The 15,617-nt window shown below is 65.7% G+C and carries 12 protein-coding genes; 1 reads left to right on the top strand and 11 read right to left on the bottom strand.

Annotated features, from left to right (window positions below; genetic code table 11):
- Nucleotides 1-1,212: 1,212 nt before the first annotated feature.
- The 7 genes from ACH49N_RS14030 to ACH49N_RS14000 all read right to left on the bottom strand — a co-directional run bounded on the left by ACH49N_RS14030 (nucleotide 1,213) and on the right by ACH49N_RS14000 (nucleotide 10,554).
- On the bottom strand, nucleotides 1,213-3,174 hold the full coding sequence (locus tag ACH49N_RS14030) for an acetoacetate--CoA ligase (RefSeq protein WP_159925587.1): 1,962 nt from the start codon (nucleotides 3,172-3,174) through the stop codon (nucleotides 1,213-1,215).
- A gap of 47 nt (nucleotides 3,175-3,221) precedes the next feature.
- Nucleotides 3,222-4,376, bottom strand: a complete 1,155-nt coding sequence (locus ACH49N_RS14025) for an acetyl-CoA C-acetyltransferase (RefSeq protein ID WP_358272994.1) — start codon at nucleotides 4,374-4,376, stop codon at nucleotides 3,222-3,224.
- A 112-nt stretch (nucleotides 4,377-4,488) separates the two neighbouring features.
- Entirely contained in the window at nucleotides 4,489-5,304 is an 816-nt protein-coding gene (locus tag ACH49N_RS14020) for a CoA ester lyase (protein WP_159925585.1), read from the bottom strand.
- Complete coding sequence (locus tag ACH49N_RS14015; protein WP_109331659.1) at nucleotides 5,301-5,792, bottom strand: MaoC family dehydratase; 492 nt, start codon at nucleotides 5,790-5,792, stop codon at nucleotides 5,301-5,303. Before ACH49N_RS14015 ends, ACH49N_RS14020 begins: the two co-directional genes overlap by 4 nt.
- Nucleotides 5,789-6,952, bottom strand: coding sequence for an acyl-CoA dehydrogenase family protein (locus ACH49N_RS14010; RefSeq protein WP_358272935.1), 1,164 nt, complete (start codon nucleotides 6,950-6,952; stop codon nucleotides 5,789-5,791). The genes ACH49N_RS14015 and ACH49N_RS14010 overlap by 4 nt, the downstream gene beginning before the upstream one ends.
- A complete protein-coding gene (locus ACH49N_RS14005) occupies nucleotides 6,949-8,949 on the bottom strand; it encodes an acetyl/propionyl/methylcrotonyl-CoA carboxylase subunit alpha (RefSeq protein WP_159927532.1) in 2,001 nt (666 codons plus the stop codon). Before ACH49N_RS14005 ends, ACH49N_RS14010 begins: the two co-directional genes overlap by 4 nt.
- Nucleotides 8,950-8,964: 15 nt before the next feature.
- Nucleotides 8,965-10,554 (bottom strand): carboxyl transferase domain-containing protein, encoded by a 1,590-nt coding sequence (locus ACH49N_RS14000; RefSeq protein WP_159925583.1) that lies wholly within the window; start codon nucleotides 10,552-10,554, stop codon nucleotides 8,965-8,967.
- Between the two features lie 241 nt (nucleotides 10,555-10,795).
- Between ACH49N_RS14000 and ACH49N_RS13995 the strand changes: the two genes are divergently transcribed.
- Complete coding sequence (locus tag ACH49N_RS13995) at nucleotides 10,796-11,350, top strand: TetR/AcrR family transcriptional regulator (protein ID WP_159927530.1); 555 nt, start codon at nucleotides 10,796-10,798, stop codon at nucleotides 11,348-11,350.
- A 69-nt stretch (nucleotides 11,351-11,419) separates the two neighbouring features.
- Here the strand turns inward: ACH49N_RS13995 and ACH49N_RS13990 are convergent, their stop codons facing one another.
- The 4 genes from ACH49N_RS13990 to ACH49N_RS13975 form a co-directional block, all read right to left on the bottom strand.
- A complete protein-coding gene (locus ACH49N_RS13990) occupies nucleotides 11,420-11,689 on the bottom strand; it encodes a GlsB/YeaQ/YmgE family stress response membrane protein (RefSeq protein WP_159925581.1) in 270 nt (89 codons plus the stop codon).
- 132 nt (nucleotides 11,690-11,821) lie between these two features.
- A complete protein-coding gene (locus tag ACH49N_RS13985) occupies nucleotides 11,822-13,459 on the bottom strand; it encodes an AMP-binding protein (RefSeq protein WP_159925579.1) in 1,638 nt (545 codons plus the stop codon).
- A 99-nt stretch (nucleotides 13,460-13,558) separates the two neighbouring features.
- Nucleotides 13,559-14,899 (bottom strand): MFS transporter, encoded by a 1,341-nt coding sequence (locus ACH49N_RS13980; protein ID WP_201453448.1) that lies wholly within the window; start codon nucleotides 14,897-14,899, stop codon nucleotides 13,559-13,561.
- Between the two features lie 123 nt (nucleotides 14,900-15,022).
- Nucleotides 15,023-15,568 carry a hypothetical protein gene (locus tag ACH49N_RS13975; RefSeq protein WP_159925577.1) on the bottom strand — a complete coding sequence of 182 codons (546 nt, stop codon included), beginning with the start codon at nucleotides 15,566-15,568 and terminating at the stop codon, nucleotides 15,023-15,025.
- Nucleotides 15,569-15,617: the final 49 nt, after the last annotated feature.

Here is a 15,617-nt window from a genome sequence, read left to right as displayed (position 1 = left end):
CGCATGTTGAGCGAACCAGATCCCTCGCTGCGCAGCTGACAGCGGAAAGGCTCCGATGGGAGCACCGTTACTACCCGCTGCATGTCCCGACCCCAAGGGTTACTCCGTTCTCGAACGCGTGGCTTGCCGCCGCCTGTGTGACTGGTGATTGGTAGCTCTGAACGCCACTACATGCACGTGCCTCGGTCCGAGGCCACTCGCGAATCGGGAACGGGACGGCCCACCTTGGGCTGATCGACGAGTTCCACCACAGTGGAGATCGATGCAGTGCGCCCTGGGGCGCTCTGGCATCCCGGATCATTCGCGGTGAGCGGGTTCATTCCTGGCTCCGTTCCTTCATCGATCCAACAAGCGGCCACCCAATCGGTGCTCGTCACCCTCGGAGTCGACAGACGTGTCTACGGCGGAAATGGACGTCCGAACTTTCGCCACACTCATGCCTGCACCCTCCTCTCACTCGTCGGTGACCATCTCGGTTCGTCCTGTGTCGAAATAACGCCGGGGTATACATCGGTCACATACCCACCACTGTTACCTGCCGAGCTGTGACCTTCCCGACCGTCGATACTTCCAGAATCAGTCGAAATTTGGATCGGCGACGCGCACATGTTCAACAGCGAGAACCACATTCCGGGCGTCGCGTACACGTGCGAGGCGAAAAACGTACCGCGGGTCGGAATTCCGCCGGACGGACAAATGTCGTGTCCACATTTATCGCCCCCTTCCCGAACAATCCACTTCGCGCGGTACCAAACGATCGGCTGATCGGCCGCGGGGGCGGACGTCGCACCGACCACCGCTTGTTTACCAACCATCGTGTCTACCAAAGCCCCGCGCAGGTCTCAAAGCGGAACACTCGCGGCGAAGGCGAGGCGGGAATGAAATCGAGAGCCGCCCAGGAGTGACGCGCACGCGCCTCCGGCAGCGACATCCCATGCGCTCGAAACTGAACTTCAGGGCGGAATTCGCCTTGACCTGCATGGGCGCGGTCAGTGGGGTCGTCTGGCGCGCGGATGCGGCACCGTATCGCCCGCGGCGGCGATCACACTTGGCCGACGATGAGACGAGATGCAGCGCGCGTGACGTCCTATTTGTCGCATCCCGGCGCGGGCGCTCGCTGGATCAATAGGGAGATATCTCACACCCCACGCCAAGCACCACGCCCGACCCACCTCTTGTTACCGGTCAGTAACAAAAGCAAGCCTTACCTGGTCAGCCACCCTGAGCCGCCGTGCGGCCATGCCGGGCGAACCAGTCGAGCAGTGCTGGATCATCGACGGCGCTGCGGTCGACTGAACGAGCCGCGTCCGCGCCTTGGAAAATTTTCTTGAGTGGCACCTCGAGCTTCTTGCCGGTGCGAGTGTGAGGAATGCCGGGCGCGAGGATGATGTCGTCCGGCACATGCCGGGGCGAGGCCTGCTCACGGATCGCACCCCGAATTCGGTCTTGCAACGCGTCGTCGAGCTCCACCCCGTCGACGAGGACCACGAAGAGCGGCATCCAATATCCGCCGTCCGGCAGGTCCACCCCGACTACCAGTGCTTCTGCGACCTCGGGCAGCTTCTCCACCACCTGGTAGATGTCCGCGCTCCCCATCCGGATCCCGTTGCGATTGAGTGTGGAATCGGACCTTCCGTGCATCAGCACGGTCCCGCGTTCGGTGATCGTGATCCAGTCACCGTGCCGCCACACACCGGGAAACACGTCGAAGTAGGCGTCGTGGTAGCGCTTCCCGTCCGGGTCGTTCCAGAACGACACCGGCATCGACGGCATCGGGGCCGTGACCACCAGTTCACCGACCTCGCCGCGCACGGGACTGCCCGTTTCGTCGAAGGCGTCGACGGCGACACCCAGACAGGGAGCGGACAATTCACCGGGCCAGACCGGAACAGTCCGCGCTCCACCGATGAAGGCCGAGACCACGTCGGTCCCACCGGTGATCGACATGACGGGAATGTTCCGACCGACGTTGTGCGCCAACCACAATGACGACGCGGCAGGCAACGTGGACCCGGTGCTGCCGACCGCGCGGAGCGCCGTCAGGTCGTGGTCGCGGACGGGTACCACCCCGGCCTTGTCGCAGGCGAGTACGTATCCGGGACTCGTCCCCACCACCGTCACACCGAGACGGGAGGTCAACGCCCACAACGCATCCGCCGTGGGCCACCCGGGGCTCCCGTCGTAACACACGATGGTGGCCCCCACGAGCAGGCCCGCGGTCTGGAAGTTCCACATCATCCAACTGGGACTGGTGTACCAGAAGAGGGTGTCGTCTCGGCCGACGTCGAGATGAAGCGCGAGTGACTTGAGGTGTTCGAGAAGCACTCCGCCGTGGCCGTGCACGATTCCCTTCGGAAGTCCGGTGGTTCCCGAAGAAAACACCACCCACAGGGGGTGGTCGAACGGGACGGCCACCGGTTCGAGTGCGGCCTCCCGGCCCGTGGCCTCAGCCCACGTGGTGGCGTCGCCGACCTCCGATTCCCGTCGAAGATGGGGCACGATGACGGTCAGGGCCAGAGAGGGCAGCCCGGCCTGCAGGTAGAGTACGGCATCGACGCGGTCGTGCTCTTTGCCGCCGAACCGATACCCGTCCGCGGTGATCAGCGCCTTCGGGTCGAGCTGTCCGAGCCGATCGAGGGCTGCCGGCGCGGAATAGTCCTGCCCGCACGCGGCCCAGAGTGCCCCCACCGAAACGGTCGCAAGGAACGCGATCACTGCCTCGGGAATGTTGGGCAGGTATCCGACGACGCGATCGCCGACACCGACGCCGTGATCCCGCAGTGTGGCCGCGAGCGCCGCGACCTGCGAGCGCAACTCGTCCCACTCGACAGCGACGTCGACCCCACCCTCACCGACGTACCGGATGGCGGGCCTGTCGGAGCGGGCATTGCGGAAGACCTGATCGACGTAATTGAGAGTGGCGCCGGGAAACCACACGGCGCCCGGCATGGAGGACTCGGCCAAGGCCGGACCCGGATCGGTCGCAGAGCGGATGTCGAAGTAGTCCCACACGGCTTGCCAGAACGCGTCGGGATCGGCCACCGACCAACGCCACAACGCCCGGTAGTCGTCTACCGGAACGTTGTGGCGCCGTGCAATGAAAACACCGAAGTCGGTGATCACCGCGTTGCGCAGATCAGCCTCGGTCGGTACCCACTGCGGATCGGCTGTCATGGTTCCATCTTCCCCGACAGCCGGAGTGCTCCGCGTTCTTTTGGTACCTAGCTGGTGGGAACGCGCACGATCAGTGCGTCACCCTGACCGCCGCCGCCGCACAGCGCGGCCACACCCACACCGCCGCCGCGGCGCTGCAACTCGAGGGCCAGATGCAGGGTGACCCGCGCCCCGGACATGCCCAGCGGATGCCCCACAGCGATCGCCCCACCATTGACGTTGACCTTCGCCGGATCCAGCCCCAGCTCACGGGTCGAGACGATCCCGACAGCCGCGAAGGCCTCGTTGATCTCGACGAGGTCGAGATCCTTCGGGTCGATGCCCTCCTTCGCGCACGCCTTCGCGATCGCCCGCGCCGGCTGCGACTGCAACGTCGAGTCCATACCCGCAACCACGCCGTGCGGGCCGATCTCGGCCAGCCACTCGAGACCGAGCTCCTCGGCCTTGGCCTTGCTCATCACGACCACAGCCGCCGCACCGTCGGAAATCGGTGACGCGGACCCGGCCGTGATCGTTCCGTCCTTCGCGAAGGCGGGACGCAACCGTCCCAGCGTCTCCACCGTCGTATCGGCACGCACTCCCTCGTCCTGGCCGAACACGATCGGTTCACCCCTACGCTGGGGAATGGACACCGGCACCACTTCGTCGTCGAACAACCCGTCCTTCCAGGCCCGGGCCGCGTTCTGGTGCGACGCCGCCGCGAACGCATCCTGCTCCTCGCGGCTGGTCTGCCGACCGGGTTCCGTGTTCTGCGACTCCGTCAGACTTCCCATGGCCTGATCGGTGAAAATGTCGTGCAACCCGTCGAACGCCATGTGATCACGCATCGTCACATCGCCGTACTTGAACCCCTCCCGCGACTTCTCCAGCAAATGCGGCGCCCGCGACATCGACTCCTGCCCACCGGCAACGACCACCTCGAACTCCCCCGCCCGGATCAACTGATCCGCCAACGCGATCGCATCGATCCCCGACAAACACACCTTGTTCACCGTCAACGCCGGCACATCCATCGGAATCCCGGCCGCGACCGCCGCCTGCCGCGCCGGCATCTGCCCCGCCCCCGCCGTCAGGACCTGACCCATGATCACGTATTCCACCTGATCCGGCGCCACCCCCGCCTTCTCCAGCGCACCCTTGATCGCGATCCCACCCAGATCCGAACCCGAGAGATCCTTCAACGAACCCATCAACCGACCCATCGGTGTACGGGCCCCGGCAACAATCACCGACGTAGTTCTTTCAGGCACTGCAGTTCTCCATTCCTGTGTTGTAACCGTGTGTACTCGTCAACCATCCGCGGCTGAAGAGTATTCACGGGGTCGTGCCGGATCTCCTCAGGATCGCCTCTGCGTGACGCAGGACGGGTGCGTCCACCATCTTGCCCTCGAAGGCGAAAACTCCGCGTTGCTCGTCGACGGCGGCCAGGACTCTCGTGGCCCAGTCGACGTCGTCGTCGGAGGGTGCATACGCCTCGCGGATCACCACGACTTGGCTGGGATGGATGGCGACCTTGACATCGAACCCGACCGCTACGGCGTCGTGCGCCTCGGCGCGAAGACCGTCGAGGTCCTTGATGTCCAGGTAGACGGAATCCAGGGCGAGGCGATGGAAGCCCTTCGCCGCCAGCAACGTGGACGACCGTACCTGCCGGGCCACATCGCGGTACGTGCCGTCCTCGCGGCGGCTGGAGTTGCCGCCCATCGCGGCCACCAAGTCTTCGGCACCCCACATGACACCGATGGTGCTCGCCGCGAGCGCGATCTCGCCGACGGCGAGCGCCCCGAGCGGCGACTCGACGAGGGCGATCACCTCGCGTGGCGCCAGCGACAACACCTGATCGGCGGTCTCACATTTGGCCAGCATCAATCGGGTGTAGCGAGTGCCGTCGAGGGCGAGGAGGTCGAGTTCGTGGTCGTCGGTGCCGACGGGATTGACGCGGACCACTGTTCGCTCCGGATCGAGCGGGGTGTCGATCAGCGCGACCCGCGCCGCTTCCTTGTCGGCCTGCGCGACTCCGTCCTCGAGATCGAGGATCACGACGTCGGCCGCCGCAGCCGCCTTCGCATACCGTTCGGGCCGGTCGGCCGGGCAGAACAACCAGGCCGGTCCGGGCAATGCCCAGCTCACGACGGCTTCTTCTGGACGAGGGTCTTGCGCACGGCGATCGCCACCACGTCGCCGTTCTGGTTGCGCCCGGTGTGCTCGAGCGTGACGATGCCCTCCCCCGGTCGGCTCTTCGACTCCCGCTTGTCGGCGATGCGTGTCTCCGCGTAGAGCGTGTCGCCGTGGAACAGCGGCTTCGGGAAACTGATCTCCGAGAATCCCAGGTTCGCGACGATGGTCCCCTGCGTGAGTTGCGCCACCGACAACCCGACCAGCGTCGAGAGGGTGAACATCGAGTTGACGAGGCGCTCACCGAACTGGGTGCCCTCGCTGTAAGCGGCATCGAGGTGCAGGGCCTGGGTGTTCATCGTCTGGGTGGTGAAGAGGACGTTGTCGGCCTCGGTGACGGTGCGGCCGGGGCGATGCTCGTAGACCGCTCCGAGTTCGAACTCCTCGAACCACAGCCCACGCTGGACGATCCGGTTCGGCTCCTCGGCTCCTGCTGCGCTCACAGTCCGGCCTCCCGCGCGATGAGCATCAACTGCACCTCGGTGGTGCCCTCGCCGATCTCGAGAATCTTGCTGTCTCGGTAATGCCGTGCCACCACGTACTCGTTCATGAATCCGTAGCCACCGTGGATCTGAGTGGCGTCCCGCGCGTTGTCCATGGCGGCCTCGGACGCGACGAGCTTGGCGATCGCGGCCTGCTTCTTGAACGGCTTGCCCGACAACATCAGTGCGGCGGCGTCGTAGTAGGCGGTGCGGGCGGTGTGGGCGCGTGCCTCCATGCGCGCGATCTTGAACGCGATGGCCTGGTTGTGCCCGATGGGTCGCCCGAATGCCTCACGCTCCTTCGCGTACTTGACGGACTCGTCGACACACCCCTGCGCCGCACCGACACTCAGTGCGGCGATCGCGATGCGGCCCTCGTCGAGGATGCGGAGGAAATTCGCGTATCCGCGACCCCGCTCGCCGAGCAGGTTCTCCTCGGGGACGCGCACGTCCGAGAACGTGAGGGGGTGGGTGTCGGAGGCGTTCCAGCCCACCTTGTTGTATGCAGGTTCGGCGGTGAAACCGGGGGTCGAGGTGGGGACGAGGATCGTGGAAATCTCCTTCTTGCCGCCGTCCTTCACGCCGGTCACGGCGGCGACGGTGACGAGCCGGGTGATGTCGGTGCCCGAGTTGGTGATGAATTGCTTGTTGCCGTTGATGATCCACTCACCGCTGTCGAACTTGGCGGTGGTCTTGGTGCCGCCCGCGTCGCTTCCGGCGCCCGGTTCCGTGAGACCGAAAGCAGCGAGGCTCTTTCCGCTCGTCAGCTGCGGCAGCCACTCCTGCTTCTGTGCTTCGTTGCCGAAGCGGTAGATCGGCATCGCACCGAGGGACACGCCGGCTTCGAGGGTGATGGCAACGCTCTGGTCCACCTTGCCCAGCTCCTCGAGGGCGAGGCACAACGCGAAGTAGTCACCGCCCATTCCGCCGTATTCCTCGGGGAACGGGAGGCCGAACAGACCCATGTCGGCCATGCCCGACACCACCTCGTACGGGAAGGTGTGGTTGGCGTCGTGCTCTGCCGCGACCGGTGCCACCACGTTCTTCGCGAAATCGGCGACCGTCTTGGCAAGCTGCTGGTATTCGTCGGGAAGCTGGCCGGTGGCGAGATATTCGGTCATGACTCGTTCTCTTTCGTGTCGGTGTGCGGGGTGACTCGTGCGAGCAGCTGGTCGACCATCACCTGGTCGCCGGGCGCGACGAGGATGTCGACGACGCCGTCGACGGGTGCGGTCAGCGAGTGCTCCATCTTCATCGCCTCGACGACGACGAGCGTCTGGCCCGCGGTGACGTGGGCGCCCGCTTCGGCGCCGACGGCGATGACGGATCCGGGCATGGGGCTGGTGATCTCGGCCTCGCCGGCATGTACGTCACCGGTGCGGACGCTGAGCTCCTCGACTTCCCGGAGCATCGTCGTGCCCTCGGATCCGGCGAGCCAGATGTGCCCGTCGGTCTGGGCGACCCGGTAGGTTTCACGTCTGCCGTCGATCACGACGGACAGTGTGGTTCCGTCGAGGGCCGCCGTCAGGGACAGGGTGTCGCCGTCCTCCACCTGCGCGGTGGCGTCGGCGGGGTGACCGGTGATCCGTACGTGGTCGGTACGCGTCGGCGATGCCAGCCGAATACTGGTGGGCGCGGGAACCCCGACCCGCCAGCCGCTGGGAACGTCCCACGGATCGGCCTGTGAACGCTCCGGCCAGCGCTGCAACCAGCGGAAAGCGGCCGCGGCGACGAGCGCGGCATCGGTGGCCTCCGCAGCGACGAAGTCCTCGAGCCGGCGGTCGAGCAGACCGGTGTCGAGGTTGCCCGCCACCACATCGGGATCGGCGAGCAGGAAGCGCGCGAACTCGATGTTGGTCACCACACCGAGCACACCGGTGCCGGCCAGCGCCCGGTCCAGCTTCCGCAACGCACCGGCGCGGTCGTCGGCGTGCGCGATGACCTTCGCCAGCATGGGGTCGTAGTCGCTGCCCACCACTGTGCCCGCGCGAAGACCCGAGTCGACGCGGATTCCCGGGCCCTCGGGTTCGACGACGTCGGCGACGAGACCACCGGTCGGCAAGAAGCCTCGGCTGGGATCCTCGGCATACACGCGGGCTTCGATGGCATGTCCGGTGAGGGTGATCTCGCCCTGGGTGAAGCCGAGCGGTTCGCCCGCCGCCACCCGTACCTGCCACTCGACCAGGTCGAGTCCCGTCACGAGCTCCGTCACGGGGTGTTCGACCTGAAGCCGGGTGTTCATCTCCATGAAGAAGAACTCGTCCGGCTTGTCGGCGGAGACGATGAATTCGACCGTTCCGGCACCCGAATAGTCGACACTGCGCGCCGTGTTGCACGCCGCCTCGCCGATACGGGCCCGCGTCTGCTCGTCGAGCAGAGGCGAGGGCGCCTCCTCGATGACCTTCTGGTGGCGACGCTGCAAACTGCACTCGCGCTCACCGAGATGCACCACGTTGCCATGCCGGTCGGCCAGGATCTGCACCTCGATGTGCCGGGGACGCAACACGAATCGCTCGAGGAACAGGGTGTCGTCACCGAACGCGGACGCGGCCTCGCGGCGTGCGCTGAGCAGGGCGTCGGCCAACGCGCCGGGCTCCTCGACCAGGCGCATCCCCTTGCCGCCGCCGCCCGCCGACGGCTTGACGAGGACCGGGTAGCCGATCTCGCCTGCGGCCGCGATCAGTTCGTCGTCGGACAGGCCAGGCCGGGCGATGCCCGGTACGACGGGCACGTCGAACTTCGCGACGGCGTTCTTGGCGGTGATCTTGTCGCCCATCACCTCGATGGCGGCGGCGGAGGGACCGAGGAAGGCGATGCCGGCGTCTGCGCAGGCACCCGCGAACTTCGCGTTCTCCGACAGGAACCCGTATCCGGGGTGGATCGCCTGAGCTCCCGTGGCCTGGGCTGCCGCGATCACCTTCTCGATCACCAGGTAGCTCTCCCGGGCGGCGGCCGGGCCGAGCAGGACCGCGGTGTCGGCCTCGCGGACATGCCGCGCGTCCCGATCCGCTTCGCTGTACACCGCGACCGAGCGGATTCCCATGGTCCTCAGGGTGCGGATTACCCGCACGGCGATCTCACCGCGGTTGGCGACGAGGACGGTATCTATCCGTGTCATGTCAGTCATGTCCGTTCACATCCGGAAAACGCCGTAGGAGACCGGTTCGAGCGGTGCATTCGCGCACACCGAAAGAGCCAGCCCGAGAACAGTTCTGGTATCGGCGGGATCGATGATGCCGTCGTCCCACAGGCGGGCGGTCGAGTAGTACGGGTTGCCCTGCGCCTCGTACTGCTCGCGGATCGGCGCCTTGAACGCCTCCTCGTCCTCCGCCGACCACGGGTTACCCGCACTGTCCAACTGCTCACTGCGCACCGTCGACAACACCGACGCCGCCTGCTCACCACCCATCACCGAAATTCGCGCATTCGGCCACATCCACAGGAAACGCGGGGAGTACGCCCGCCCGCACATCGAGTAGTTGCCCGCCCCGTAGGAGCCGCCGATCACGACAGTGAGTTTGGGAACCCGGGCACAGGCCACCGCGGTCACCATCTTCGCGCCATGCTTCGCGATGCCGCCCGCCTCGTAGTCGCGGCCGACCATGAAGCCGGCGATGTTCTGCAGGAACAGCAGCGGAATCCTGCGTTTGTCGCACAGTTCGATGAAGTGGGCACCCTTCATCGCCGACTCGGCGAACAACACCCCGTTGTTCGCGACGATGCCGACGGGATGTCCCTCGATGTGCGCGAAGCCGGTGACCAGCGTCTTGCCGTACTCGGCCTTGAACTCCTGGAAAGTTCCGCCATCGACGATGCGGCCGATGACCTCGTGAACGTCGTACGGGGTGCGCGGGTCGGTCGGGACCACGTCATACAACTCGGTCTGCGGCGCCGACGCGGGGACGGCGCTGATCACGTCCCACGGACGCTCGGCGCGCGGGCCGAGCGTGGCGACGATGTTGCGCACGATCCGCAGCGCGTCCTGATCGTCTTCGGCGAGGTGGTCGGTCACTCCCGACACCTTCGAGTGCAGGTCTCCGCCGCCGAGATCTTCCGCGGTGACGACCTCACCGGTCGCGGCCTTCACCAGCGGCGGACCGCCCAGGAAGATCGTGCCCTGGTTTCGGACGATGACCGCTTCGTCGCTCATCGCCGGCACATAAGCGCCGCCGGCCGTGCAGGAGCCGAGGACCGCCGCGATCTGCGGGATGCCCTGCGCGCTCATCGTCGCCTGGTTGTAGAAGATCCGGCCGAAGTGCTCGCGATCGGGAAACACCTCGTCCTGCCGGGGCAGGAACGCGCCGCCCGAGTCGACGAGATAGATGCACGGCAGCTGGTTCTGCAGAGCGATCTCCTGCGCCCGCAGGTGCTTCTTCACCGTCATCGGGTAGTACGTGCCGCCCTTGACCGTGGCGTCGTTGGCCACGATCACGCATTCACGGCCGGACACCCGGCCGATACCCGCGATCACACCCGCTCCGGGGCATTCGTCGTCGTACAACCCGTTGGCCGCGAGCGGGGCGATCTCGAGGAAAGGACTCCCCGGGTCGAGCAGGGTGTCGACTCGATCGCGCGGGAGCAACTTGCCCCGGCTGACGTGCCGCTCCCGCGACTTCTCACTACCGCCCAGAGCCGCAACGGCCAGCTTCGACCGCAGCTCGTCCACCAATTTGGTGTGCTCTACCCGGTAGCCCTCTCTCGTAGTGCTTCCGCCCAGTGCCATCCTGCCGCCTTCTCGTCTTGACGCCCGTGCCGAGTGAGTTAATACTCGATAACTGAATTCAAGATAACTGTGATTAACTGAGTTGTCCAGACCGCAACCCGAAAGGAGCGAGGCAATGACCGCACACGTCGACGAAACCGGACCGCCGGCAGCACCGGCAGCACCGGCAGCACCGGCAGCACCGGCAGCACCGGCAGCGTCCACCGACGGCGCCGGAGCACCGATCACGCGTCGCGAACAGATGAAGGCGGATCGCCGCCGGCAACTTCTCGACGCCGCCGCTCGCCTCATCGCCGAACGGGGATTTCTCGGCGTCCGGCTCGAAGACCTCGGATCCGCCGCCGGGATCAGCGGTCCCGCCGTCTACCGCCACTTCCCCAACAAAGACGCCGTATTGGTCGAACTACTCGTCGGCATCAGTACGCGACTTCTGGAGGGCGGTTCCCTCGTCGCGGCGGAGGCATCCTCCCCCGAGGCGGCACTCGACGGCCTCATCGATTTCCACCTCGACTTCGCACTCGGCGAATCCGAACTGATTCGCATTCAGGACCGCGACCTCGAAAGCCTTCCCGCCGAGGCGCGGCGTGAGGTCCGGCAGAAGCAGCGACGCTACGTCGAACTGTGGGTGCAGGTGCTGCTCCGGGTGGACCCGTCGCTCGACGAAACGGATGCCCGTACCAAGGCCCATGCAACGTTCGGGTTGATCAACTCCACACCGCACAGCGTCGATCCCGCGACTCCGGCGCGCACTCGGAAGGTTCTGCGCGAGATGGCACTCACCTGCCTGCGTCCGTAATTTCGGCTACCCAGGCGCACGGCAAGGGCCCCGCCCTGGATCGGACGGGGCCCGTGCACAGCCGGGTATCTACACTCTCCGCTTACTGGTCATGGACGTGTACGCCAAGGTCAGCACAGCTGCCGCAGCGATACTGATAATCCACCGTATCCAGTCGATTCCGCCGGTATCACCCTTGTCGCTGATCGCGCCCCACACCCAATATCCGATGAGGGCGCCTGCAATGCCGAGGACGATGGTGATGAGCCACCCCATCGCCTGCTTCCCTGGGATGACCAGACGCGCGAGCACGCCGATGACCGCACCGAAGATGATGGTGCCGATGATGTCTCCAACCATTACCCTCTCCTCTCCACACGCGAGTGCGAGCGGAAGGCCACCGCTCCTTCGCAGATTAGCCAGCGTGGCAGCGGTTCAACCGTGGTTGGACAAATCGTTGCCGAATGGTTCATCTCCGGGACACGAAGAGGCTTATGACCCGCCGATCAACGCCATCGACTGTTCACGCATCTCCACCTTGCGCACCTTGCCGGTCACCGTCATGGGGAATTCGTCGACGATGTGCACATATCTAGGGATCTTGTAGTGGGCGAGCTTGCCGGTGCAGAATGCCCGGACCGCGGCTTCGTCGAGCGGCTGCGCGCCGTCCCGCATGCGGATCCACGCCATCAGTTCCTCGCCGTACTTGGCGTCGGGAACACCGATCACCTGGGCGTCGAGAATGTCGGGGTGGGTGTAGAGGAACTCCTCGATCTCGCGGGGATAGACGTTCTCCCCGCCCCTGATCACCATGTCCTTGATCCGGCCCGTGATCGCCACGTACCCGTCGGCATCCATCACGCCGATGTCACCGGTGTGCATCCACCGCGCCGCGTCGATGGCCTCGGCCGTCTTTTCCGGGTTGTTCCAGTACCCGAGCATCACCGAGTATCCGCGGGTGCAGAGTTCACCCGGCTCGCCGCGGGGAACCGTCAATCCTGTTGCAGGGTCGATGATCTTGACCTCGAGATGGGGTCCGACCCGCCCGACGGTCGTCACCCGCTGGTCGATGGTGTCGTCGGAGCGGGTCTGCAGCGACACCGGTGACGTCTCGGTCATGCCGTAGCAGATGGACACCTCGGCCATTCCCATCTGCTCGATCACCTGCTTCATCACTTCTACAGGGCACGGTGATCCCGCCATGATGCCGGTGCGCAGGGTGGACAGGTCGAACCGGTCGAAGTCCGGGTCGGCGAGTTCGGCGATGAACATCGTCGGCACCCCGTACAGCGACGTGCATTTCTCTGCCTCGACGGCTCGCAAGGTTGCCCTCGGGTCGAAGGAAGGCCCGGGAATCACCATGGCGGCGCCGTGACTGGTGCAGGCGAGATTGCCCATCACCATGCCGAAGCAGTGGTAGAACGGCACGGGAATGCACACCCGGTCGTTCTCGGTGTAATGACACAGTTCGCCGACGAAGAATCCGTTGTTCAGGATGTTGTGATGACTGAGGGTGGCCCCCTTGGGGAAACCGGTTGTTCCCGAGGTGTATTGGATATTGATCGGGTCGTCCGACGACAACCCGGCCTGCGCTGCCTCGAGCCGCGACGGGTCGTCGGCGAGGGCCGCCGCGCCGTCCGTCATCAGCGTGCTCCACTCGGGACTGCCGAGGAGAACGACCATGTCGAGATCGGGGCACTCCGGGCGCACCTCCTCGATCATGGCGCCGTAATCGGAGGTCTTGAACTCAGAAGCTGACACCAGGAGCCGGATCCCTGCCTGCCCCAGCACGTACTTCAGTTCGTGCGCCCGGTAGGCGGGGTTGATGTTGACCAACACCGCACCGATCTTCGCTGTGGCGTACTGGATGAGCGTCCACTCCGGGCAGTTCGGCGCCCAGATGCCCACCCGGTCACCTTTGACGATGCCGCGGGTGAGCAGGGCCGCCGCGAGCGTGTTCACGTCCTGCGCCAGTTCGGTGTACGTCCACCGGCGACCCGAGGGAACGTCGACCAGGGCGTCGCGACGACCGTGCGCGGCCACCGTTCGATCGAAGTTGTCTCCGATGGTGTCCCCCAACATCGGGGCGTCGCCGAGCCCGGACGTGTAGCTGGGAAGTGGCGTTGTCATAGCTTTCCTCTCCAGGCGTCGCGACGGACACCTACGGGACGGGCAGGCACACGAGGCCGTTCCGTTCTCGAATTTACTCCCGGTCGACGTGACGCCCGGTCAGAGAGCTTCGTCCTTCGTCTCGACGAGCGCCTTCGTGCACACCAGGCTCACCACGGCCAGCCCGGCGAGCATGACGCCGATCGCTGCACTTCCGTATGCCGACGCGAGCGGCGCTGCGATCAGGGGCGGTACTGCCCCGCCGAGCACACCCGCGAGGTTGTAGCCGAGGCCTGCCCCGGTGTACCGGTAGCGGGTCTGGAACATTTCGGGCAGCAGCGCCCCGCAGGGGCCGTACGCGACTCCGAAGATCGCGAGCGTCACCATCACGCCGATCGCGAAGGCGACGGGTGAACCGGTGTCGAGCAGCGGGAACAGTGCCAGCGCCCACACCACGGCCAGCGCACAGGAGATCATGATGACCCGGCGGCGACCGATCCGGTCCGAGTACAGCGCGGACACGATGATGGTGAGCCCGAAGACCACCGCCGAGACGATGCCGACGGTCAGAACGAAGGGACGGCTGAATCCGAGCGTCGCGGTGCCGTAGCTGGTGAGAAAGGCTGTGCCCATGTAGAAGAAGGCGAAGAGCGTGGCGAGGGCACCGGCGGAGAGAAGGATTTCCTTGGTCTGGTAGCGCCACGCATCCATGAGCGGGAGCGTCCGGGGTGCAACATCGGCCCGGTCGGCCTCCTGCACGGCGCGGAACACCGGTGTCTCCTCGATCGCGAGGCGCATGTAGAGACCGATACCGACCAGGACGGCGCTGAAGAGGAACGGTATCCGCCACCCGTAGTCGAGGAAGGTGGAGTTCGTGTCACCGAAGACGGCGCCGGTGACGAGGAAGGTGGCACTCGAGAGGATGAACGCGACGGCGGGGCCCAGCTGGGGGAACATCGCATAGAGTCCGCGTTTGCCCGGTGGGGCGTACTCGGCGGTGAGCAGTGTGGCGCCTGCCCATTCACCGCCGACCGCGAATCCCTGACCGAATCGCAAGAGCACCAGAAGAATCGGGGCCGCGACACCGATTGTGGCGGCACCGGGAAGCAGTCCGATCAGGAACGTGGAGACGCCCATCAGGATCAAGGTGGAAACGAGGGTCTTCTTACGACCGATTCTGTCCCCGTAGTGACCGAAGAGCATGGCTCCTACCGGTCTGGCGACGAAGGCCACCGCGAACGTCGCGAACGACGCCACGGTTCCGGCGGTGGAGCCCAGGGCGGGGAAGAACACCTTGGGGAAAACCAGCGCCGCAGCGGTTCCGTAGATGAAGAAGTCGTAGAACTCGATCGTCGTCCCGATGCCACTGGCGACGGCCACCTTACGAACGCTGGTGCCGCCCTTGCGCACCGGCGCGGGAGTGTGGGGCACTCCCGCACTCGATGTGGAGACTGTGCTCACTCGATTCCTCCGTGGTCCGTGTGGATGTCCCGACTTCCGGGACAAGAGGAAAGGTAGTGACCTGGCTCACGTCGTCACCACCCCCGAATGGGGGGTGGTGACTTCCGCCTGCCCGGGAGGGCTTCAGGCCGGCGTGCCCGCAGCGCCCAGCAGCTCCCTGCGCAGTTCCGTCCACACCGTGGCATAGGAGTCGATGACCGGCTCGGCTATCCACTTCTTGTCTCCGGCAGCGGCTTTCGCGAGCGCGTCCGCGAACAGGTCCTGATAGCGGGACAACCGCGGGACGAACGCCGACAGGTCGTCGAACACCACGGAGGCGCGGCGATCGAGGTCTGCAAGCTGATCGGCGTCCGCGGTGTCGATCAGTGCGACGAACTCCTCGTGGAACGGCACGAAGCTCTCGTACACCTCCGCGATGGAATCCTCGTCGATGGACACCCGCTCGGCGTCGAGCTGGTCCTCGAGTTCGGCCAGTCCCGCCTCGGTCAGAGCGATCCGGCCGCTCGATACTTTCTCCGCCTTGCCCTGGCTCAGCAGGGCGTCGTAGGCGGCCTGCGCGGACGCCGCGGCGACTCCCAGGTGTTCGGCGAGCACATCGGCACTGACCTGCTCTTTCAGACGCACAGCCTGCAGTAGGGCCAACTCGTCCACATTGCCAGCGAAGGCCATAGGTCTTCTCCTCGTCATACCCGTGCAGGGTCGTTACGGGCAGACCCGG

It is taken from the genome of Rhodococcus sp. NPDC019647 (assembly GCF_044389235.1).
Taxonomy (GTDB): Bacteria; Actinomycetota; Actinomycetes; order Mycobacteriales; family Mycobacteriaceae; genus Rhodococcus_F; species Rhodococcus_F oxybenzonivorans.
The sequence above is the reverse complement of the archived record's forward strand: the minus strand, read 5'-3'. Positions and strand labels throughout refer to the sequence as shown.